The following is a 20,004-nucleotide window of genomic DNA, read 5'->3' as shown; positions in this document are numbered from 1 at the left end:
GCCACGACTTCGGCCGTGCCGGGGGGCACCGGTAGGGACGGGTGCACCTGGCGTCGATTCGGGTGGGAGAATGGCGCATGACTGCGACAGCGAAGCCCGCATCAGGACCTCGTCCCGTTCATGCGCCGCACGGTACGGAGCTCTCCTGCAAGGGCTGGGGCCAGGAGGCGGCGCTACGGATGCTGATGAACAACCTCGACCCCGACGTGGCCGAGGACCCTGACCACCTGATCGTCTATGGCGGCACCGGGCGGGCAGCGCGCAGCTGGGAGGCGTTCGACGCCATCGTCCGCGAGTTGCGCCGGCTCGAGAACGACGAGACCCTCCTCGTCCAGTCAGGCAAGCCGGTTGGCGTGTTCCGCACCACGACCCAGGCGCCGCGGGTTCTGATCGTGAACGCCATGCTCGTCCCCCACTGGGCGACCTGGGAGCAGTTCCGCGAGCTGGAGCGCGCCGGCCTGACGATGTACGGCCAGATGACCGCCGGGTCGTGGATCTACATCGCCACGCAGGGGATCATCCAGGGAACCTACGAGACCTTCGCCGAGGCGGCGCGGCAGCACTTCAACGGCTCCCTCAAGGGCACGGCCACCCTGACCGCCGGGCTGGGCGGGATGGGCGGCGCGCAGCCGCTGGCCATCACCATGAACGAGGGGGCGGTGCTGGCCATCGAGGTGGACCCGGCACGAGCCGAGCGGCGTCACAAGGCTGGCTACGTCGATGAGCTGACGATCGACCTCGACGAGGCGGTTCGGCGAGTCGATGCCTGGCGTGCCGCGGGCGAGGCCCGTAGCGTGGCGCTCATCCGCAACGCCGCCGACGTCGAGCCCGAGCTGGTCAAGCGCGGCTGGCATCCCGACATCGTCACCGACCAGACCAGCGCCCACGATCCGCTGAACGGCTATGTCCCGGGAGGCATCGGCCTGGCGGAGGCGCTCGCGCTACGCGAGCGCGACCCCGACGGGTACACCAGCAAATCCCTGGCCTCCATCGCCGAGCACGTGCGCGCGATGCTCGCCTTCCATCGGTCCGGGTCGGTCGTGTTCGACTATGGCAACAACATTCGAAACTTCGCACGCGACGCGGGCGTGTCCGACGCCTTCGACTTCCCCGGCTTCGTGCCTGCCTTTATCCGGCCGCTCTTCTGCGAGGGGAAGGGTCCGTTCCGTTGGGCCGCCCTGTCGGGCGATCCGAACGACATCCTCAAGACCGATGCCGCCCTCGCCGCCCTCTTCCCGGAGGACGAGTCACTGCACCGATGGCTGCGCCTGGCCGAGGAGAAGGTGCCGTTCCAGGGGCTGCCGGCGCGGATCTGCTGGCTCGGCTACGGCGAGCGAGCCAAGGCGGGGCTGCGCATCAACGAGATGGTCCGGTCGGGGGAGCTGGCGGCGCCGATCGTGATTGGGCGCGACCACCTGGACGCCGGCTCCGTGGCCAGCCCGTACCGCGAGACCGAGGGGATGAAGGATGGGTCTGACGCGATCGCTGATTGGCCGATCCTGAACGCCCTAGTCAACACCGCCGCCGGCGCCACCTGGGTCAGCGTGCATCACGGCGGAGGGGTGGGGATCGGCTACTCGCTACACGCCGGAATGGTGGTCGTCGCAGACGGGACCGATGAAGCCGCAGCCAGACTGGAGCGCGTGCTGACCACGGACCCGGGGATGGGCGTCATCCGGCACGCCGACGCTGGCTACGAGCGTGCCCTGGAGGTCGCCCGCGAACGCGGCGTTCACGTGCCGATGGCCGAGGAGGTCTAGGCCAGCAGGTCCGGGTCGAGATCTGCAACGCTCGCAGCGCCCACAAGCGCCATGGCATTCGCGAGCTCGTTGCCGAGCAGGTCGAGCACGTTGCCCACGCCCGCTTCGCCGTCCACCGCCAGCCCCCAGATCACGGGCCGGCCGATGCCGACCGCGGTGGCGCCGAGGGCAAGACTGACGAGAACATCGGTCCCGCGCCGCACCCCGCCGTCGAGCAGCACGGGCACCCGGGCGGCAACGGCGTCAACCACTGCCGGCAACGCGTCGAGGCTCGCAATTGCGCCATCCAGTTGGCGCCCCCCATGGTTGCTCACGCCGATCCCCGCCGCGCCATGCTCGATCGCCAGGCGCGCGTCATCTGGATGCAGGATCCCCTTGACGATGACCGGCAGTCCAAAGCGGGCCAGCCACTCGAGATCGGCCCAGCTCATGCGATCGACGTATTCAACCGATCCGACCTCGGACGGCGGGACTCCCGCGGCGATCGCCACGTTCGGGATCTCGACGCCTTCCGGGATCCGAAAGCCGACCCGCAGGTCGCGCTCTCGCTGCCCGATGCGCGCGAGGTCGACGGTGAGCACCAGCGCCTCGTAGCCGTGAGCTACGGCGCGCTCGATCAGTGCGCGGCGCGCGCCGGGGTCGGCGAGGAAGTAGACCTGGAACCAACGCGGGCCGCCGACCGCGGCGATCTCGGCCAGGTCGGTGCTGGCGGAGGTAGAGACGGCCATCGTCACGCCGCGCGCCGCAGCGGCACGGGCGGTGGCAAGCTCGCCGTCGGGATGGGCCATGCGTTGGAGCGCCGTGGGCGCGATGAAGATCGGGGAGGGCCAGCGCCGCCCCAAGAGCTCGACGCTTGTATCCACCGTTGAGACGTCGCGCATGACGCGCGGCACGATCGCCTGTCGCGCAAAGGCGGCCCGGTTGTCGCGCAGAGTGACCTCGTCGCCGGCGCCGCCCGTGAAGTAGGCGAGCGGACCCGCCGCGAGCCGCTCGGCCGCCGCCCGCTCGTAGTCATGGAGGTTGATGAGGTTGGGGTCGGCGGGCAGCTCAGGCTCGAAGCTGGCCCGCGGCGGGACCGGCAGGTCCGACTGCTCTGGCATGGGCCCAGCGTACCGCTCGCCACGACGGTGCGCGGTCATGCCGTAGCATCGGCTCGTGGACACCTTCGACCCGGAGACCCCCCTGCCCGGTGCTCCCGACCCGTGGGCGGGCTCGGAGATGCCCGCCCGGCGTGACGGCCCTCCCTACGCCATGACCGAGATGATCGCGGCCGAGCCGGCCCTTGCCGAGCGGCTGCTGCGGCGCCTGTCCGACGATCCTGCGTTGGGTCGGGCGGCCGAAGCGATCCGCACGGCAGCGACCGCCGACGGACCGATCATCACAACCGGCTGCGGCACGAGCGAGCACGCGGCAATGATCGCCGCAGAGCTGCTGACCGATGCCCTGGACGCCACCACCGTCTGGCCGATGCAGGCTCTGGAAGTCGCTCGCCGACCGCCGCGCGGCGGCCTCCTCCTGGCGGTGTCGCACGAAGGCGGGACGTGGGCGACCAACGAGGCGCTCAAGGCCGCGAGCGCCGCTGGGTCCACAACGGCGCTGATCACGGTCAGCGATCGTTCCCCCGCTGCTGCGTTGTCAGACCACGTCATTGCCACCCAGGAGCAGGACCAGAGCTGGTGCCACACCGTCGGCTACCTTTCCCCGGTCATTGCCGCGGCCGCGCTGGCGGGCGTTCTTCGCGACAAGCCGATCGACCCGGTCGTGGCGCGCGCGCTGCTCGAGGCCGCCGGGCACGAGCCAACTGCCGAAGCTGCGGCAGCGGGACTAGCGGGCTGCTCGCGCCTGCTGATCGTTGGCTCGGGAATCGACTATCCCGCGGCCCGCGAGCTGGCGCTCAAGATCGAGGAGGGAGCGCGATTGCCGGCATCGGCGCTCCAGCTCGAGACGATCCGGCACGGTCACCTGGCAGCGGTCGATGCGCAGACCGGGCTGGTGATGCTCCTGACCGACGCCGAAGGCTGGGGCGAGACGCTGATCGAGCGGTCGCTCGCCGTCCTGCGCTCGGCCCGAGAGCTGGGCATGCCCGCCGCCGCTCTGATCGCCGCCGACCTCGGCGACGACATCCCCAATGCGCTCACGCCGGCCGGACGGCTGAGCGTTCCCCTGGCCGCCGCGCTCCCACGCTCGGCCGCAGCCGCGCTAGCGACGGCCATCCCGCTCCAGCTCCTCGCCGAGCGCCTGGCGCGGGCGCGGGGCAAGAACCCGGACGGCATCGGTCGAGACGATCCACCACAGGCTGCCGCCGCCGACGCCTGAGCGGGTACCCGCCGGTATCATCGGTTCCGCCATGCCCAGCCTCATTGAATGCGTCCCCAACTTCTCGGAAGGTCGTCGCGCGGAGGTCGTCGAGGAGATCGTGCGCACGGTTCGGCAGATCGATGGCGTGACGCTCCTCGACTACTCGCGGGACGAGACCCACAACCGAAGCGTGGTGACGTTCGCAGGATCAGCTGAGCCCGTGGTGAGGGCCGCGACCGCTGCTGTGGGCCGCGCGGTGGAGCTGATCGACATGGAGCAGCACACCGGCGCCCACCCGCGCATCGGGTCGGTCGACGTCATTCCCTTTGTCCCGCTGGGCACGACCCGCATGGAGGAGTGCGTCGACCTGGCGCGACGCTTTGGCGAGCAGATCGCGCGGACCTATGAACTCCCTGTCTACCTCTACGGTGAGGCTGCGCTGCGCCCGGAGCGCCGCCGCCTCGCCGACGTGCGACGCGGGCAGTACGAGGGGCTCAAGGCCGAGCTCGGCTCCGATCCGGAGCGTGACCCCGACTTCGGTCCCAAGCGCCCGCATCCCCGCGCGGGGGCCGTCGCAGTCGGGGCGCGCAAGCCGCTGATCGCCTTCAACGTCAACCTGGCCACCGACGACATCAGCCTGGCCCAGCGCATCGCCGAGGCGATCCGCGAATCGTCGGGCGGGCTCCCGGCGGTGCAGGCGATGGCGGTCCAGCTCGAGAACCCCGGCCAGCCACGCTATGCCCAGGTGAGCATGAACCTGGTCGACTGGGAGCAGACCGGCATCGCCCGGGTGGTGAACGAGATCCGGCAGCTGGCACGCCAGTTCGGAGCCGATATCGACCACTGCGAGCTGATCGGTCTGGCGCCGGCCGGGGCCCTGCTGGAGGTGGCAGCTGAGGCCCTCGCGCTGCGCGGCTTCGACGCCGACCAGGTGCTCGAGCTGCGACTGGCCAGGGACCGATGAGCTCGCTGCGCGCGGATCTGCGCGCCGCGGTCGAGGCAGCCCGCGACCGCGCCGAGGCGGCCGGTGAGCTGGGCCGCCAGGAGGGCGCCACGTGGCCCCCGATCAGCCTCGAACGACCGGGGCGTCCGGAGCACGGCGACTACGCCACCAACGCCGCCATGCAGCTCGCGCCGGTTGCGCGCGCAGCTCCGCTGCGCATCGCCGAGACCCTGAAGCGCCACCTCGGCCTCCCCGAGGGAGTCGCGGAGGTGAGCATTGCGCCGCCTGGCTTCCTGAACATGCGCCTCGACCCCGCCTGGGTCGCCGGCCAGATCGGTGCCATCCTGGAGGCCGGGCCGAGTTTTGGCGGCGCCCGCGCCGATCGGCCGCGGAAGATCAACGTCGAGTTCGTATCGGCCAACCCGACCGGTCCGCTGACCGTGGGCAACGCGCGCGGCGCCTTTGTCGGCGACCTGCTGTCTCGCGTGCTGGAGGGGGTCGGCCACGAGGTGACGCGCGAGTACTACTTCAACGACTTCAATGCGCAGGTGCTGAACCTCGGCCTGTCGGTGCAGGCTCGCCGGGAGGGCGGGCAGGTTCCCGAGGACGGCTATCACGGTGACTACGTGGCCGAGCTTGCAGCGCAGGTTCCCGACGAGACCTGGGCCGAGGCAGCGGCGCCGGGCGCCGACGCCGGATCAATTCTTGGCCGATGGGCCTCGGAACGGGTTCGCGCCGGGATCGAGGAGAGCCTCGCCCGGCTCGGCGTCCGCTTTGACGTGTGGACCAGCGAGGGGTCGATCCACGAGCAGGGATGGGTCGCCCGCGCGGTCGACCAGCTGGGCGACGCCGGGCACATCTACGAAGCCGATGGGGCCACCTGGTTCCGCTCGACGGCCTTTGGAGATGACAAGGACCGGGTGGTGATCCGCTCGAACGGCCAGCCAACGTACTTTGCGTCGGACCTCGGCTACATCGCGCAGAAGTTCAGTCGTGGCTTCGAGGAGCTGATCTACCTCTGGGGTGAGGATCACCACGGGACGGTGGCGCGCAACCGCGCGGCCGCCCGGGCGCTGGGATTCGACGCCGAGGCGGTGCACTGGATGCTGATGGCCTGGGTGCGCTTCGTGCGGGACGGGGTCGAGATCGGGATGAGCAAGCGCTCCGGCGAGTTCATCAGCCTTGATGAGCTACTGGCCGAGATCGGGCCGGATGCGGCGCGCTGGTACTTCGGCTCCCGGGCGACGACGACCGGGATCGACCTCGACATCGAGCTGGCCAAGAAGCAGAGCGCCGAGAACCCGGTCTATTACGTCCAGTACGCCCATGCCCGCTGCAGCTCGATCCTGCGTCGAGCGGCCGACGAGAAACTCGCGCCCGACGCCCGGGATGCCGCTCAGCTGCTCTTGCACTCCGCCGAGCAGGCGCTGGTCCGGCGACTGCTGGCCATGCCTGACGTGGTGGCCGACGCCGCCGAGCGGCGCGAGACTCATGAGCTGACCCACTACTGCCTGGAGGTGGCGCAGCTCTTCAGCGCGTTCTACCGCGACTGCCGCGTCCTGCCCGATGAACCCGCCGAGATCCAGCTCTCGCAGGCCCGCCTGGCCCTGACTGCGGCCGCCCGCCAGGTGCTCGCCAACGCGCTGGGCCTGCTGGGCATCTCCGCCCCCGAGGCGATGTAGCGCTCAGCTGCCCGCCAGGCTTGCGATCGTCTCGAGCAGTTCCGCAGAGGAGGCCTGCAGGACGATCGTCTCGCGATCCGAGGCGTGGACGAGCCGTGTCGCAAAGGGAAGCGCAGACTGCACGCCCGCGTAGGCGGTCTCGAACTCGGTGGCATCGTTCGCTGTATCCCAGGCGATCCGCCAACCGAGGGCCCAGCTGCCACCCGCGTCGGTGGCCACGGTCAACCGGTCGCCGCCCCATCCCGCCGCCGCGTCGGCGGCCGTTCGACTGGCGCCGATCCCCTCCAGCCAGATCGCCATCCACGCCTCGCCAAGGGTCGTATCGGAGGCGTGCGCCCAATCCGCTCCGACGGCGCTCCACAGGTCGAGCGGATCGAGCTCGGTCGGAGCCTCGTGGTCGACGTAGGCATCGTGGTGCAGGATCTGCTCGGTCGATGCGGGCAGGTCGCGATATGCCGCGTCCACTGCCTCCCATCCGCCTGAGGCGTACAGCTGACCGACGAACTCGGCCCCCGAGAGGTACGGGAATTCGAGCAGGCTGACCATCCAGGCCGGGATCCCGCTCATGTCAGGGACGGGGCTCTGGGTGATCCCCGCCAGCTCCTCGGCCGAGAGGTGCCCGATCGCCCATAGCACCATCGCCGTGGTGGCGTCGCCCTCCATGAGCCCAAGCAGGGCGAGCTCCCGATCCCGCTGCCCGGCGACTGCCTCCTGCGCTGCGCCGCTGTCGAAGGCAGCGTCCTGCAGGGCATGGGTGTACTCGTGGGCATACGTGATCTGCGCCGCGGGCGTCAGCCCGGCATCGGTCACCACCACCATCTGCTTCGCGTCGAAGTCGTAGTAGCCGAGCACCTGGGCGATATACAGCTCCTCGGTCAGCGCCACGATGTCCTGGTCGGCGTCGAGGAGGCCAAGGGCACGCAGGGTCGCGTTGTCGAGCGGCGGCTCGAGCAGGCCGGGCAGGACCTGCGCCAGCTCGGCCCGGGTCATGATCTCCGGGGGCCCGATGTCGGCCGCCGGCAGGCCCCGCATCTGGCGAACCTGCTCCTCGATGTGGCCGAAGACGGTCAGCGGATCCTGCGAAGAGGCCGGCCCGGAAGGTTGGGGCGTCGCTGTCGCCGCTACGGGCGTAGGGCTGCTGAAGGGTCCGATCGCCGTCGCGCGCAGCCCCAGCACCGCGATGATGGCCAGGCTCAGGAGCAGGACGCTGAGAGCGGCGAGGCGCCTGGCCAGGGAGGACATCGGCCGCATTGTCGCATCCGTCTGACGCGGCGTTAGGTTCAGGTTTCTTAAGCCAAGCCCCCCTTTGGGATTCACCGATGGCTCCTAGGGTTGTCCCTGCGAGTTGGAAACCAACGGGTTTCCGCCTCCACCCTCCCTCCTTCGAGCGCCGGTGTCATTGGGCGGGCACCGGCGCTCGTGCATTTCCAGTAGCATCGGCCATCCCATGGAGATCACCTGGTACGGGCGCGCCTGCTTCCGCCTGAAGGGGCGCGAGGCGACGGTCATCACCGACCCCTGTCCTCCCTCAACCGGGTTCGTCGCCGGCAAGCACGACGTGGACCTGCTGACGATCTCCCACGGCCACGCCGACCACAGCTACACGCGTTCGATCACCGCCGGGCTGACGCTGACTCGGCCAGGCGAGTACGAGCATCGCAACCTGCTGATCACGGCAGTTCGTTCGTTCCACGACGGCGTGCGCGGAGCCGAGCGCGGCGAGAACGTCATCTTCGCGGTGGAGATGGACGGCGTGCACGTCTGCCACCTGGGGGACCTGGGGCATCTGCTCACCGAGGAGGAGCTCGCAGAGCTCGGACCGATCGACGTGCTGCTGGTGCCGGCCGGCGGCAACTTCACCATCGGCCCGGCCGAGGCCGCTGAGGTCGTCGCCCAGATCAGCCCGAAGATCGTGATCCCGATGCACTTCGCCACGGACGGGGCATCAGCGGATCTGCTCGGACCCGAGCGCTTCCTTCACGAGCTGGCGGTCAGCGAGCCGATCCGTCAGCCGAAGGCGGTGGTCGTCCCATCCTCGCTCCCCGAGGAGAGTCAGGTGGTGCTGTTGGAGGCGCGCGGGCGCACCGGCTGAGCACGATTGGTGCCTGCGTGCACCGTTCGTTTGTGCTCCGCACCCAACCAGCCGCCACCGCTCTGCAAATTACTCGACAAAAGTACTAGGCAACGCACAACTTCCCGTGTATTCTCCGGCTCCTTGATGAACCCCAGGGGGGTCTCGGGTGGACTATCGCCCGAGCACCAGGGGAGCTGTAAAGGAGACCGGTATCGTGAGTACTCGCACCGCCGCATCGCGGCCCGCCATCCTTCTCGCCGCACTGTCGGCGCTCGCGCTGTCGATGCTCTGGGTGATGAGCCCGGTGCTGGCCGAGCATGACCCGGCCGACGGCCCGGAGGTCCTCCCCATCGCGGTGGGGCCTAATAATGAAGAGTGGGGGTCGAATTCGGGGGGCAACGTTCCGTGTCCCGAGGGTACCACCGAGCTGAAGTTCGACTCGACCCCGGACGGCACCCAGGATGACGACGTCGAGCTCCCCGATGGTTCAACGGCCAACGTCGAGATCACCGTCGACGGCAATAGCTTCTGGTTCATCGTCGATGGCGGGCTGGCAGCCTATGTGATCGTCAAGGGCACCAACGCCTCGAACGTGTATGACTACACCGGCGCGCAGGCTGGATTCGCTGGTCCCGGCATTGCCCACGACGATGGACTGCTCGCGCTTTCGGAGGACAGCATCAGCCACATCGCGTTCTGTCTCATCGAACTTGAGGAGTCGGAGTCCGAGGAGCAGTCGGTCCCCGAGTCCGAGGAAGAGTCCGTCCCCGAGTCCGAGGAGCAGTCCGTCCCCGAGTCCGAGGAGCAGTCGGTCCCCGAGTCCGAGGCTGAGTCGGGCGAGCAGTCGGTCGCTGCCCTCACCTTCTCGGCCGAGGAGAGCACGGCTGATAGCTCGCTCTTCGGAGCCGGCTCCAGCCCGCTGCCGACCATCGCCTTCAGCCTGATCCTGCTGGCATCCCTCGGCGCACTCGCTTACGCGAACGTCAAGATGGTGCGCAGCCGCATCTAGGCAGAAAACGGCGACAGCCGGTCGACCTGAACGAGACAGCCCCCGGTCCTCTGGGGGCTGTCTAGCATTCGGATAGACTACGGAGCCGGGCATGCGCCGCGCGCACAGCCCCGATTGAGCCAGCCCCCCTGGCAGGGACGGGGTAGAGGTTCGCCTCTACCCCGTCTTCTGTTGTGTCGCGGCCCGGCGCAGCCAAGATTGCGGTGCAACGACGCACCAACCTAAAGCACCCGGTCTCAACCGGACCCAAGCAGACCCCACCACGTGGGTACCCGGAGGTCCTAGTCACGACCAGTACTTCCGTTCTAGGGTGCCGGAGATCTAACCCCAGGGGTCTGCGTGGACCACCGCGTTGAACACCGGGGGAGCAGGAACGTCCAGGGAGGCCGTTATCGTGATTACTCGTAGAGCCAAGGGCGGGATCTTCTCCCGCCGCATCCTCATCACCGCTGGCGCGATGCTGATCATCGCCTTCGCTCTCGGTTACTTCTTGCATCCGATGTAGTGGGTGCCAGAAGACAGGTCAACAACCACCAGCTGAGCTAGCGGAGGCAGCCCCCGGTGTGGCGGGGGCTGCCTCGTGTCCGGACAACTCTCCAGGGGAGCCTGAGCGGCCACGCACCAGGCTCCGATCGATCCAGCCCCCTGGCAGAGACGGGGTAGCGGTTCGCCTCTACCCCGTCTTCTGTTGTGTCGTCGGCCGGCGTGGGCAAGATTCCGGTGCAGCGGTGCACCAACCTAAGGCATCCGCTCGCCACCGAACCCCACAGGACCTCACCACCATGGCCTCCGGGGGTACTAGGCAGGAACAGTACTTCCGTCCTAGGGTGCCAGAGATCTAACCCCAGGGGGGTCTCGGGTGGACTATCGCCCGAGCACCAGGGGAGCTGTAAAGGAGACCGGTATCGTGAGTACTCGCACCGCCGCATCGCGGCCCGCCATCCTTCTCGCCGCACTGTCGGCGCTCGCGCTGTCGATGCTCTGGGTGATGAGCCCGGTGCTGGCCGAGCATGACCCGGCCGACGGCCCGGAGGTCCTCCCCATCGCGGTGGGGCCTAATAATGAAGAGTGGGGGTCGAATTCGGGGGGCAACGTTCCGTGTCCCGAGGGTACCACCGAGCTGAAGTTCGACTCGACCCCGGACGGCACCCAGGATGACGACGTCGAGCTCCCCGATGGTTCAACGGCCAACGTCGAGATCACCGTCGACGGCAATAGCTTCTGGTTCATCGTCGATGGCGGGCTGGCAGCCTATGTGATCGTCAAGGGCACCAACGCCTCGAACGTGTATGACTACACCGGCGCGCAGGCTGGATTCGCTGGTCCCGGCATTGCCCACGACGATGGACTGCTCGCGCTTTCGGAGGACAGCATCAGCCACATCGCGTTCTGTCTCATCGAACTTGAGGAGTCGGAGTCCGAGGAGCAGTCGGTCCCCGAGTCCGAGGAAGAGTCCGTCCCCGAGTCCGAGGAGCAGTCCGTCCCCGAGTCCGAGGAGCAGTCGGTCCCCGAGTCCGAGGCTGAGTCGGGCGAGCAGTCGGTCGCTGCCCTCACCTTCTCGGCCGAGGAGAGCACGGCTGATAGCTCGCTCTTCGGAGCCGGCTCCAGCCCGCTGCCGACCATCGCCTTCAGCCTGATCCTGCTGGCATCCCTCGGCGCACTCGCTTACGCGAACGTCAAGATGGTGCGCAGCCGCATCTAGGCAGAAAACGGCGACAGCCGGTCGACCTGAACGAGACAGCCCCCGGTCCTCTGGGGGCTGTCTAGCATTCGGATAGACTACGGAGCCGGGCATGCGCCGCGCGCACAGCCCCGATTGAGCCAGCCCCCCTGGCAGGGACGGGGTAGAGGTTCGCCTCTACCCCGTCTTCTGTTGTGTTCGGGCTCGTGCGCCGCGAAATCCGTTGCGGGGGCGCAACGACCAGAGTCCCCACCTGCGGACCGCACTCAACTGGACCCATCCGGAGGCCCATCCGGAGGTACTAGGCAGGCCCAGTACTTCCGGTTAGGGTCGGGACATATCGACCCCCAGGGGGGCCGCGCGGGTGTTCCGTAGCGTGCCAGGGGTGCTGGAAGTCTTAGGAGATACCTCGTGAACACTCGCACTCTCACCATGGCACGGATGTCACGGCTGAGCGTTGTGCTCGCCGCGACAGCCGCAATGGCGCTGTCGATGTCATACCTCGTGACTCCGGTCCAGGCCACGAAGCCGGACCCGCTGCACAAGGTCACCATCTGCCATCGCACCCATGCGGAGACGAATCCGTACGTTAAGGTCACGGTCGATGAGGCCTCGGTCGACGGCGACAACGGCAACGACCACGGCAAGGGCGACCACCTCTTCGAGCACACGGGCCCGGTGTGGTCTCCCGGCGCAAAGGCCGCTGGCGTGTACTGGGGCGACATCGTCCCGCCGTTCTATTCGGACGGCGTCACCCTGACCGGCTATCCCAGCCTGAACTGGAATGCCGCCGGACAGGCGATCTTCGACAACGGCTGCGACGGCGCAGAAGAGGAATTGGAGGCCGAGTCTGAGTCGGTCCCCGAGTCGGGCGACGAGTCCGGCGACGAGTCCGGCGACGATCCAGGCGAAGAGTCAAGCGACCAGTTGGTCGAGGGCGGCGCCGGCACTCCCGGAGGGAGCATGCCCGACAGCGCGCAGTCACTCGATGGCTCGAGCCCGTTGCCGACCATCGCCTTCAGCCTGATCCTGCTGGCATCCCTCGGGGCGCTCGCCTACGCGAACGTCAAGGCGGGACGCAGCATCAGCTAGCCCTTGAACGGCGCAAGCCGACCGGACGGGGTAGAGGTTCGCCTCTACCCCGTCTTTCTGTCTTCGACGGCTAGATGAGCGCCAGCTCGTGACCGACCTTCTCGAACGCGGCGAGGCAGGTCTCGAGCTCGTCGTGGGTGTGTTCGGCCGTGACGATGGTCCGGACCCGCGACCGATCGTCGGGCACCGTCGGGAAGCCGATCCCCTGCGCGAAGACGCCCTCCTCGAAGAGCCGATCCGACAGCTTCATGGCCATCGCCCCGCTGCCGGCGATGACGGGCGTGATCGGTGTCTCGGATGCGCCGATGTCGAAGCCGAGGCGCGCCAGGCCCGCCTTGAAGAGGCGGGTGTTCTGCCAAAGCCGCTCGATCAGCTCCGGCTCCGATTCCAGGACGTCGATCGCCGCCAGGCACGCCGCCGCCACGGCTGGTGGATGGGACGTCGAGAAGAGGAACGGGCGCGCACGGTGGATCAGGATGTCGCGCAGCGCTTGACTGCCAGCAACGTATCCGCCCAGCACCCCGATCGCCTTGGAGAGGGTCCCGACCTGGATCTGCACCCGGCCATGCAGGCCGAAGTGATCGATGCTTCCCCGCCCGTTGCGACCGAGCACGCCTGACGCGTGCGCGTCGTCGACGTAGACGATCGCATCGGCCTCCTCGGCGGCCCCGACGATCTCGGGCAGTCGGGCGATGTCGCCATCCATGCTGAAGACGCCGTCGGTGATGACGAGGACGGTTCGGTCAGCTCCGCCGGGCGCCGCTCGCACCTCGGCCAGCACCGCGCGCAGCCCGTCCATGTCGGCGTGCGGAAAGACCTTGCGCTCCGCCTTGGTCAGCCGGATGCCATCGATGATGCTGGCGTGGTTCAGTGCGTCGGAGACGATCACCGCGCCCTCCGGAGCCACGATCGGGATCACACCGGTGTTGGCCGTAAAGCCGGACTGGAAGGTGAGGACCGCGGGCACCTGCTTGAACTCGGCCAGGCGGCGCTCCAGCTCCTCGTGCAGGCTCATGGTGCCGGCGATGGTGCGCACTGCTCCCGACCCGGCCCCAAAGCGCCGGACCGCCTCGATCGCCGCGTCCCGCAGGCGCGGGTGCGTGTTCAGGCCGAGGTAGTTGTTGCTCGACAGCGTGATCACCTCGCGCCCGTCGATCATGCAGCGGCTGCGCTGCTCGCTCTGCACCACCCGCAGGCGCCGGTACAGGCCCTTGGCCTTGAGGTCCTCGATCTCCGCATCGAGGAAGGCGAGGGGGTTGCGAGAGCGGGCGGTGACGGCATCGGTCATGGCAGGAGCACTACCTTTCCGGCGTGTCGGGAGGCGATCAGGTCGAAGCCGCGCTCCCAGTCGGCGAGGTCGAATCGATGGGTGATGATCGGCGTGACGTCAAGCGCGCCGGAGCGCAGCAGCGCCTGGGTTCGCTCCCACGTGTCGTAGATGCGGCGGCCGTAGATGCCGTAGATGCGCAGGCCCTTCTGGATCACGAAGTCGGACAGGTCGACGCGGACCGGCTCCCCGAAGATGCCGAGCAGGCTGATCCGCCCGCCGCGGGTGATCGCCGCCAGGGCCTGGTCGAGCGCCGCCTGCGCCCCGCTCATCTCGAGCACCACCTCGACCCCATCGCCATCGGTGGCTGCCCGGATCCGATCAACCGTCCCCGGGTCGCGCGCGTCGAGTGCCAGGTCGGCGCCCATGCCGCGGGCCAGCTCGAGCCGATACTCCTCCGTGTCGGTGGCGATCACCATGGCAGCCCCGGCAGCTCGGGCAATTCCCACCGCGCAGAGGCCGATGGGGCCGCAGCCGGTGACGAGCACCGTTCGCCCCTCGATCGGCTCGACGAAGGCGGCATGCACGGCGTTGCCCATCGGCTCCTGCAGAGCCACCACCGCGGGGTCGAGGCCGTTGGACTCGATGGCGTTCGCCTCGGGGATGACCACGTACTCGGCGAAGCCGCCGTCCACGTGCGCCCCGATCACCTTCAGGTTGCGGCACAGGTGCCGATCGCCGCGGCGACACTGCGCGCAGGTGCCGTCCACGATGTGGCTCTCCACACCGACCAGGTCGCCGTCCACCACGCGGGTCACGCCCGCGCCCGTGGCCACCACGCGGCCGGCGAGCTCGTGACCCAGGATGGTCGGCGGCTTGACGATCTCGCTCGCCCACGGATCCCAGCGGAACAGATGCAGGTCCGTGCCGCAGATCGAGGCCGCCTCCATCTTGAGCAGCACGTCATCGGGACCGGGCACCGGGACGGGCCGCTGCACGAGCTCGAGGCCGGGCTCAGGACGGGTCTTGGCGAGCGCACGCATGGTGCGCGGCGGCGCTGCGGCGGTGGTCACCGGGCCAGTATACGGAGGCGCGCCCGTGCCTCAGTCCTCGCTGAAGTAGGCTCGTGAACCGGGCCGCAGCAGTGCCATCACGAGCACGACGCTGATGAGCAGGCCGACGGGAATGAAGAGCGCCTGCCAGCCCGCGACCGCCTCGGGCGGGAAGTCGAGCACGATCGGCGGCAGCCCGGCCAGCATCGGGGCGGCCAGGATGGCGATCCCGATCGCGAAGCGATGACCGATCCGCTTGCGCTGCATGGCCACGGTGATCGCGAACAGGAGCGCGGCCAGCTCCAGCATCATGAAGATGCCCAGCAGGCTGAAGGGCGCCCGCTCGCTGAAGTCGACGAACTCGATGATGCGAGGCAGCAAGATTCCGGTGCCGGCCAGCAGCACGAATGCCCAGATGAACCAGAGCCGAACGCCGATCGGCATCGGCGTTGGCGGGCTGGGCTCGCGGTCGGGAGCGGACGTGTCGGCCATCTCCTCGATCGTAGCAGCGGTTGAGGTGCCGCTCGCATACCATGGCCCTGCCTGGCCGCCGGCCACGCGCCGATGACTACGCAGGCGAGGCCGCCGTGAGCGTCGCACAACCGATCCGATCCCGTCTCGGCACCCGGCGGAGGTGCATGGCTCCCCTTGCCGCTGCCGTGCTGCTGGCCGCCTGCTCCCTCCAGACCACCCGTAGCCCAGCGTCCAGCCCGTCGCCCTCCGTTGGCGCCTCGCCTTCGGAATCGACCCGACCGAGCGCGACCGCCGAGCCGAGCCCAAGCGACAGCGGACGCCTGACCCTGCCGGCGCCGACAGCCACGGATTCGACCCCGATCACCTACGAGGTCACGGTGGAGGTAGCGGCAGGTGCCTCCGGGCGGCTGGTCATCGTCGTCACCAACCTCGGCCAGGCGATGGTGCCCGAGTTGGTCCTGCGCTGGCCGACCGAGGTTCGCGACACGATCTTCCTCGCCCCGTTCCAGCCGTCCGCGCAGCGCATCCGCGAGGGAGGCGATCCCCTCGTCCAGGACTGGACGAAGTGGGTGGAGGGACCGGGCGAGCACGGCGAGCCTGCGGGCACCACTTCGCTGGGCTGGGGACCCCTCCTGGTGGGGGGCACCCTGACCATCCCCGTGCTGGCCACGCGGGTCGCCCCCGGGCCGATCTCCTTCGACCTCCAGATCCTGAATGGCGAGGCGGTGCTGCTGAGCGACGGCGCTCCCGCATGGCTGAAGGTGACCGTGCCGTGACCCGAGCCATCCTGCCGGCCTGGACCGACCTGGATCCTGCCCTGCATGCGCAACTGGGAGAGGTGATCGACCCCGAGCGCAAGGTCCTGGCCGCGCTCGAGCGGATCGTGCCACTCGCCGGCAAGCGGATCGCCGACGTCGGCACCGGGATCGGTCACTACCCGATGCTGCTGGCCAGGCGCACCGGACGCACCTACGGCATCGAATCGGACCCCGTCCTCCTGGAGGTGGCGCGAAAGCGGGCCACCTCGGCGCACCAGCCCAATCTGCGGATCGTCGAGGGCGGGCTCGAGCTGCTCCCACTGCGCGACGAGGCGGTCGACATCGTCCTGTGCGGGCTGATCGAGCCGAACGACGCCTCGCTGCCGGGGATCGCCGAGCTGCTGCGCGTGCTGCGCCCGGGTGGTCGCCTGGTCGTCATCGGCTACTACGGGCGCGACCAGGTCGCCAGCCTGCTGGAGCCCGAGGTCGTGGCGCACGCCTTCGACGCGACCCAACGGCGGACCGGCTGGTGGCTGCGCCACGGTTTCAAGATCAAGGTCGTCCACAGCCAGCTCGACATCTCGGACCCCGCCATCGCGATGGAGCTCCTGCCGCGCCTCTATGGAGACCGTGGACGTGCGTTCCTGATGGCCCCGCATCCGCCGTTCCTCACCCTGAAGCTGGGCCTCTTTCACCTTCTCAAGCGGTGACCGATCCTCTATGCTTCGAGGCGTCGAAGGCCAGGCTCTTCTCCCCCCGGAGCCTGGCCTTTGGCATTCCTTTCGGCGTCGAGCCGGTGCGATAATGGCGATCCCCTGAGGCCCGAGAGGCGAGATGGCCACCACCACACCCCGCATGAAGATCACCTACGCCACGCTGTCCGCGGACAACGAGGAGCTCCAGTCAGCCTTCGATGCCGCGGTTGAGCGTGCCCGCGGCGAGCTGGGCCGCTCATACCCGCTGCTCATCGGTGCGGAGCAGCGAGCGGGAGCCGAGGAATTCGAGGACCGTTCGCCGATCGACACGAGCATCGTCGTCTCGCGTTTCCCGGTCGGCACCCGGCAGGACGTCCGTGACGCCATCGCGGCCGCGCGTGCCGCCTTCCCGGCCTGGCGGGACCTCGGCTGGCGGAAGCGCCTGGAGCTGATCCGTCGCGCGGCCGACCTGATCAGCGAACGGCAGTTCGACTACGCGGCGCTCATGTCGTTCGAGGTTGGCAAGAACCGGCTCGAGGCGCTGGGCGACGTCGAGGAGACAGCCGACCTGCTGCGCTACTACAGCGACGGGATGGAGAAGGCGAACGGCTTCGTGCAGCCGATGGGCTCACTCTCCCCGGCGGAGCACACCCGCTCGATCCTCAAGCCCCACGGGGTATGGGCCGTGATCAGTCCCTTCAACTTCCCGATGGCGCTGTGCGGTGGCCCCGCCGCCGGCGCGCTGATCGCGGGCAATACGGTCGTCATCAAGCCGAGCTCGGATGCTCCGCTGATGGCCTACAAGTTCTGCGAGGCGCTGCGCGACGCCGGCATCGAGCCGGGCGTGTTCAACCTGGTGACCGGCCCGGGCGAGACGGTCGGCGCGGAGCTCGAGGAGAACCCGGACCTCGACGGCATGGTCTTCACCGGCAGCTACGAGGTCGGGATGCGGCTCTACACCGGCTTTACGCGGGACTACCCGCGGCCGATCATCGCCGAGATGGGCGGCAAGAACCCGTCGATCGTGACCGCCTCGGCGGACCTCGACGAGGCGGCGGAGGGGGTCATGCGCTCCGCCTTCGGGTTCGACGGCCAGAAGTGCAGCGCCAACAGCCGGGTCTACGTCGAGCGCTCGGTGGCCCGTCCATTCCTCGACCTCCTGGTTGAGAAGGCGAAGGGCATCCGCGTTGGCGATCCCACCCAGCGCGAGAGCTGGATGGGTCCGGTCATCAACGAGCGGGCGCTCGCCAAGTTCACGGCGGCCGTCGCCGAGGCCAGGGCGGACGGCGGCCGGATCGAGGTCGGCGGCGAGGTGCTGCGGGACGACGCAACCGAGCGTGGCTACTTCGCGATGCCGACCGTGGTCAGCGGCCTCCCGACCAGCCACCGCCTGTTCCGCGACGAGCTCTTCGTCCCGTTCATCGTGGTGGGCGAGGTCGACTCGCTGGACGAGGCGCTGAGCCTCTCGAACGCCACCGCCTACGGGCTGACCGCCGGCATCTTCAGTCACGACGACGAGCAGATCCGCCGCTTCCTGGACACGATCCAGGCGGGCGTGGTGTACGTCAACCGCCGTGCGGGGGCGACCACCGGGGCCTGGCCGGGGATCCAGTCCTTCGGCGGCTGGAAGGGCTCGGGCTCATCGGGCAAGAGCGGGCTGGGTCCGTACTACGTGCAGCAGTTCCTGCGCGAGCAGTCGCAGACCGTGATGGGCCAGGAGCCGCCGCCGGCATGACCACCGATGAGCTCGCGCTGGAGCCGGTCGTCGATCCGAGCGGCTGGTTCAGCGTCCAGCTCCGGTACGCCTATCTTGTCGACGAGGCGCCGATCATGGTCGAGGACCGGGTGGTGCTGGTCGACGGCGTCGACGAGGAGACCGCCCTGGGCCGCGCGATCGAGGTGGCCGAGGAATACGAGGACGAGTTCGAGACCGATACCGGCGAGTCGGGCATGATCCGCTTCGAGGGGATCGTGGCGCTCAAGGAGCTCGACGACCCGCCTGCCGCCGGCACCGAGGTCTGGCACGAGTTCATGGCCCCGCCGGGCGTCGAGCCCGATGCCGACGACGAGCCGCTCCCGGACCTGCGCCCGATCGAGATGGCCTTTCCGCGCGCTCACGACGACTGATGCGCTGGCGGCGCATCAGCTATCGCGCGATTCGTCCGCTCCTCTTCCGCTTCGATTCTGAGGAGATCCATGGCTTCAGCCTGTCGGCGCTGCGCCTGGCCGGCGGCAGCGGACTCGGGCGCACATTGGCCGGCCTGGGCGGAGGCGCCTCCCTTGAAGGAGCCTATGTCGAAGTCGCGGGGCTTCGCTTTCGCAGCCGCGTTGGCCTGGGCGCCGGGTTCGACAAGGACGCCATCGCGCTGCGCGGCTGGGCCGCCCTCGGCCTCGGCTTCGCCGAGATCGGCACGGTCACGCCGCTTCCGCAGGCCGGGAATCCGCGGCCGCGCCTCTTTCGGCTGCCAGGCGACGAAGCGCTCATCAACCGGATGGGCTTCAACAACGCCGGCGCAGAAGCGGTAGCGCGCAACCTTGCGCGGGTACGCCGGCGGTTGCCCGGCGACTTCGTGCTGGGGGTGAACATCGGTCGCAATGCGAGCACCGCGGCCGAGGACACAATTCGGGACTACCTCGCGGTCCAGCAACGGCTCGCCCCGCATGCCGATTATCTCGCGGTCAATGTGTCATCCCCCAACACGCCGGGCCTGCGCGATCTCCAGACGCCGAGGCACCTGCGTGCGCTGCTCGACGCCCTGGCGGACGCCGGCCGGCGGCTCGGCCCTGCGCGGCCGATCTTCGTCAAGCTCGCACCGGACATGCTCCCCGGTGAGATGGAGGCGGTCCTGGAAGCCGTGCTCGCAACTCGCGCGAAGGGACTGATCCTCGCCAACACGACCCTCTCCCGCGGTCGGTTGGCGTCACCGCGTGAGCTCGCATCGGAGGCCGGAGGCCTCTCGGGCGCTCCACTGCTGACCGGGACCCGTGGCCTCGTGCGCCGCGCTCGCAGCCTGGTCGGGGACCGTCTGGCGATCATGGCCTCCGGGGGCATCGGCTCCGGCCAGGACGCCGCGATGCTCATCGCCGCCGGCGCAGACCTGGTCCAGCTGTGGAGCGGGCTCGTCTACGCGGGGCCGGGCCTGATCGGCGAGACGACGAAAGCGGTGCGGCCCGCCTCAGACGGGCTGATACGATAGCGACCCATCTAGCCAGGGGCGC

18 protein-coding genes are annotated in these 20,004 nt (G+C 69.1%); 13 read left to right on the top strand and 5 right to left on the bottom strand.

The window, feature by feature from the left end; genetic code table 11:
- The first annotated feature begins 77 nt into the window (after nt 1-77).
- Nucleotides 78-1,760 carry a urocanate hydratase gene (hutU, locus tag WEB29_11250; GenBank protein ID MEX2137506.1) on the top strand — a complete coding sequence of 561 codons (1,683 nt, stop codon included), beginning with the start codon at nt 78-80 and terminating at the stop codon, nt 1,758-1,760.
- Here hutU and WEB29_11245 read toward each other — a convergent pair.
- Nucleotides 1,757-2,860 (bottom strand): alpha-hydroxy acid oxidase, encoded by a 1,104-nt coding sequence (locus tag WEB29_11245; protein ID MEX2137505.1) that lies wholly within the window; start codon nt 2,858-2,860, stop codon nt 1,757-1,759. The genes hutU and WEB29_11245 overlap by 4 nt on opposite strands.
- 55 nt (nt 2,861-2,915) lie before the next feature.
- Between WEB29_11245 and WEB29_11240 the strand changes: the two genes are divergently transcribed.
- The 3 genes from WEB29_11240 to argS are packed head-to-tail and all read left to right on the top strand — an operon-like array spanning nt 2,916 to nt 6,683.
- Nucleotides 2,916-4,076 carry an SIS domain-containing protein gene (locus WEB29_11240; GenBank protein ID MEX2137504.1) on the top strand — a complete coding sequence of 387 codons (1,161 nt, stop codon included), beginning with the start codon at nt 2,916-2,918 and terminating at the stop codon, nt 4,074-4,076.
- A 31-nt stretch (nt 4,077-4,107) separates the two neighbouring features.
- The gene (gene ftcD / locus WEB29_11235) at nt 4,108-5,022 is read left to right on the top strand and encodes a glutamate formimidoyltransferase (protein ID MEX2137503.1); all 915 of its coding nucleotides are present in this window, start codon (nt 4,108-4,110) and stop codon (nt 5,020-5,022) included.
- On the top strand, nt 5,019-6,683 hold the full coding sequence (gene argS / locus WEB29_11230) for an arginine--tRNA ligase (protein ID MEX2137502.1): 1,665 nt from the start codon (nt 5,019-5,021) through the stop codon (nt 6,681-6,683). The genes ftcD and argS overlap by 4 nt, the downstream gene beginning before the upstream one ends.
- A gap of 3 nt (nt 6,684-6,686) precedes the next feature.
- Here the strand turns inward: argS and WEB29_11225 are convergent, their stop codons facing one another.
- A complete protein-coding gene (locus tag WEB29_11225; GenBank protein ID MEX2137501.1) occupies nt 6,687-7,925 on the bottom strand; it encodes a hypothetical protein in 1,239 nt (412 codons plus the stop codon).
- 205 nt (nt 7,926-8,130) lie between these two features.
- Here WEB29_11225 and WEB29_11220 point away from each other — a divergent pair, with 205 nt between their 5' ends.
- From WEB29_11220 to WEB29_11205, 4 genes are all read left to right on the top strand, one after another.
- Nucleotides 8,131-8,775, top strand: coding sequence for an MBL fold metallo-hydrolase (locus WEB29_11220; GenBank protein ID MEX2137500.1), 645 nt, complete (start codon nt 8,131-8,133; stop codon nt 8,773-8,775).
- Nucleotides 8,776-8,971: 196 nt separating this feature from the next.
- Nucleotides 8,972-9,766, top strand: a complete 795-nt coding sequence (locus WEB29_11215; protein ID MEX2137499.1) for a hypothetical protein — start codon at nt 8,972-8,974, stop codon at nt 9,764-9,766.
- A 907-nt stretch (nt 9,767-10,673) separates the two neighbouring features.
- Complete coding sequence (locus WEB29_11210; protein ID MEX2137498.1) at nt 10,674-11,468, top strand: hypothetical protein; 795 nt, start codon at nt 10,674-10,676, stop codon at nt 11,466-11,468.
- A gap of 390 nt (nt 11,469-11,858) precedes the next feature.
- Entirely contained in the window at nt 11,859-12,539 is a 681-nt protein-coding gene (locus WEB29_11205; protein MEX2137497.1) for a hypothetical protein, read from the top strand.
- 70 nt (nt 12,540-12,609) lie between these two features.
- Here WEB29_11205 and WEB29_11200 read toward each other — a convergent pair whose 3' ends face one another.
- The 3 genes from WEB29_11200 to WEB29_11190 are packed head-to-tail and all read right to left on the bottom strand — an operon-like array spanning nt 12,610 to nt 15,350.
- Entirely contained in the window at nt 12,610-13,827 is a 1,218-nt protein-coding gene (locus WEB29_11200; protein ID MEX2137496.1) for a glycine C-acetyltransferase, read from the bottom strand.
- A complete protein-coding gene (gene tdh / locus WEB29_11195; GenBank protein ID MEX2137495.1) occupies nt 13,824-14,879 on the bottom strand; it encodes an L-threonine 3-dehydrogenase in 1,056 nt (351 codons plus the stop codon). Before tdh ends, WEB29_11200 begins: the two co-directional genes overlap by 4 nt.
- A 30-nt stretch (nt 14,880-14,909) precedes the next feature.
- Nucleotides 14,910-15,350, bottom strand: a complete 441-nt coding sequence (locus tag WEB29_11190; GenBank protein ID MEX2137494.1) for a hypothetical protein — start codon at nt 15,348-15,350, stop codon at nt 14,910-14,912.
- A gap of 146 nt (nt 15,351-15,496) precedes the next feature.
- On the opposite strand from WEB29_11190, the gene WEB29_11185 reads away from it, so the two are divergent.
- The 5 genes from WEB29_11185 (at nt 15,497) to WEB29_11165 (ending at nt 19,982) form a co-directional block, all read left to right on the top strand.
- The gene (locus WEB29_11185) at nt 15,497-16,108 is read left to right on the top strand and encodes a hypothetical protein (GenBank protein MEX2137493.1); all 612 of its coding nucleotides are present in this window, start codon (nt 15,497-15,499) and stop codon (nt 16,106-16,108) included.
- Entirely contained in the window at nt 16,105-16,800 is a 696-nt protein-coding gene (locus tag WEB29_11180; protein ID MEX2137492.1) for a class I SAM-dependent methyltransferase, read from the top strand. The genes WEB29_11185 and WEB29_11180 overlap by 4 nt, the downstream gene beginning before the upstream one ends.
- Nucleotides 16,801-16,924: 124 nt before the next feature.
- On the top strand, nt 16,925-18,520 hold the full coding sequence (locus WEB29_11175; GenBank protein MEX2137491.1) for an aldehyde dehydrogenase family protein: 1,596 nt from the start codon (nt 16,925-16,927) through the stop codon (nt 18,518-18,520).
- Entirely contained in the window at nt 18,517-18,912 is a 396-nt protein-coding gene (locus WEB29_11170; protein ID MEX2137490.1) for a DUF4288 domain-containing protein, read from the top strand. The genes WEB29_11175 and WEB29_11170 overlap by 4 nt, the downstream gene beginning before the upstream one ends.
- A complete protein-coding gene (locus WEB29_11165; protein MEX2137489.1) occupies nt 18,912-19,982 on the top strand; it encodes a quinone-dependent dihydroorotate dehydrogenase in 1,071 nt (356 codons plus the stop codon). The genes WEB29_11170 and WEB29_11165 overlap by 1 nt, the downstream gene beginning before the upstream one ends.
- The last annotated feature ends 22 nt before the right edge of the window (nt 19,983-20,004 follow it).

This window comes from Chloroflexota bacterium, assembly GCA_040902225.1.
GTDB lineage: Bacteria > Chloroflexota > Limnocylindria > QHBO01 > QHBO01 > CF-167.
Note: the sequence above shows the minus strand (reverse complement) of the source record. Positions and strands in the feature narration are given on the sequence as shown.

Excerpts from the sequence above, each read along its gene's own strand:
- hutU (MEX2137506.1), top strand. The coding sequence starts at position 78 with ATGACTGCGACAGCGAAGCCCGCATCAGGACCTCGTCCCGTTCATGCG.
- WEB29_11165 (MEX2137489.1), top strand. The coding sequence starts at position 18,912 with ATGCGCTGGCGGCGCATCAGCTATCGCGCGATTCGTCCGCTCCTCTTC.
- WEB29_11175 (MEX2137491.1), top strand. The coding sequence starts at position 16,925 with ATGGCCACCACCACACCCCGCATGAAGATCACCTACGCCACGCTGTCC.
- WEB29_11185 (MEX2137493.1), top strand. The coding sequence starts at position 15,497 with ATGGCTCCCCTTGCCGCTGCCGTGCTGCTGGCCGCCTGCTCCCTCCAG.
- WEB29_11170 (MEX2137490.1), top strand. The coding sequence starts at position 18,517 with ATGACCACCGATGAGCTCGCGCTGGAGCCGGTCGTCGATCCGAGCGGC.
- argS (MEX2137502.1), top strand. The coding sequence starts at position 5,019 with ATGAGCTCGCTGCGCGCGGATCTGCGCGCCGCGGTCGAGGCAGCCCGC.
- WEB29_11225 (MEX2137501.1), bottom strand. The coding sequence starts at position 7,925 with ATGTCCTCCCTGGCCAGGCGCCTCGCCGCTCTCAGCGTCCTGCTCCTG.
- ftcD (MEX2137503.1), top strand. The coding sequence starts at position 4,108 with ATGCCCAGCCTCATTGAATGCGTCCCCAACTTCTCGGAAGGTCGTCGC.
- WEB29_11190 (MEX2137494.1), bottom strand. The coding sequence starts at position 15,350 with ATGGCCGACACGTCCGCTCCCGACCGCGAGCCCAGCCCGCCAACGCCG.
- WEB29_11220 (MEX2137500.1), top strand. The coding sequence starts at position 8,131 with ATGGAGATCACCTGGTACGGGCGCGCCTGCTTCCGCCTGAAGGGGCGC.
- WEB29_11245 (MEX2137505.1), bottom strand. The coding sequence starts at position 2,860 with ATGCCAGAGCAGTCGGACCTGCCGGTCCCGCCGCGGGCCAGCTTCGAG.
- WEB29_11200 (MEX2137496.1), bottom strand. The coding sequence starts at position 13,827 with ATGACCGATGCCGTCACCGCCCGCTCTCGCAACCCCCTCGCCTTCCTC.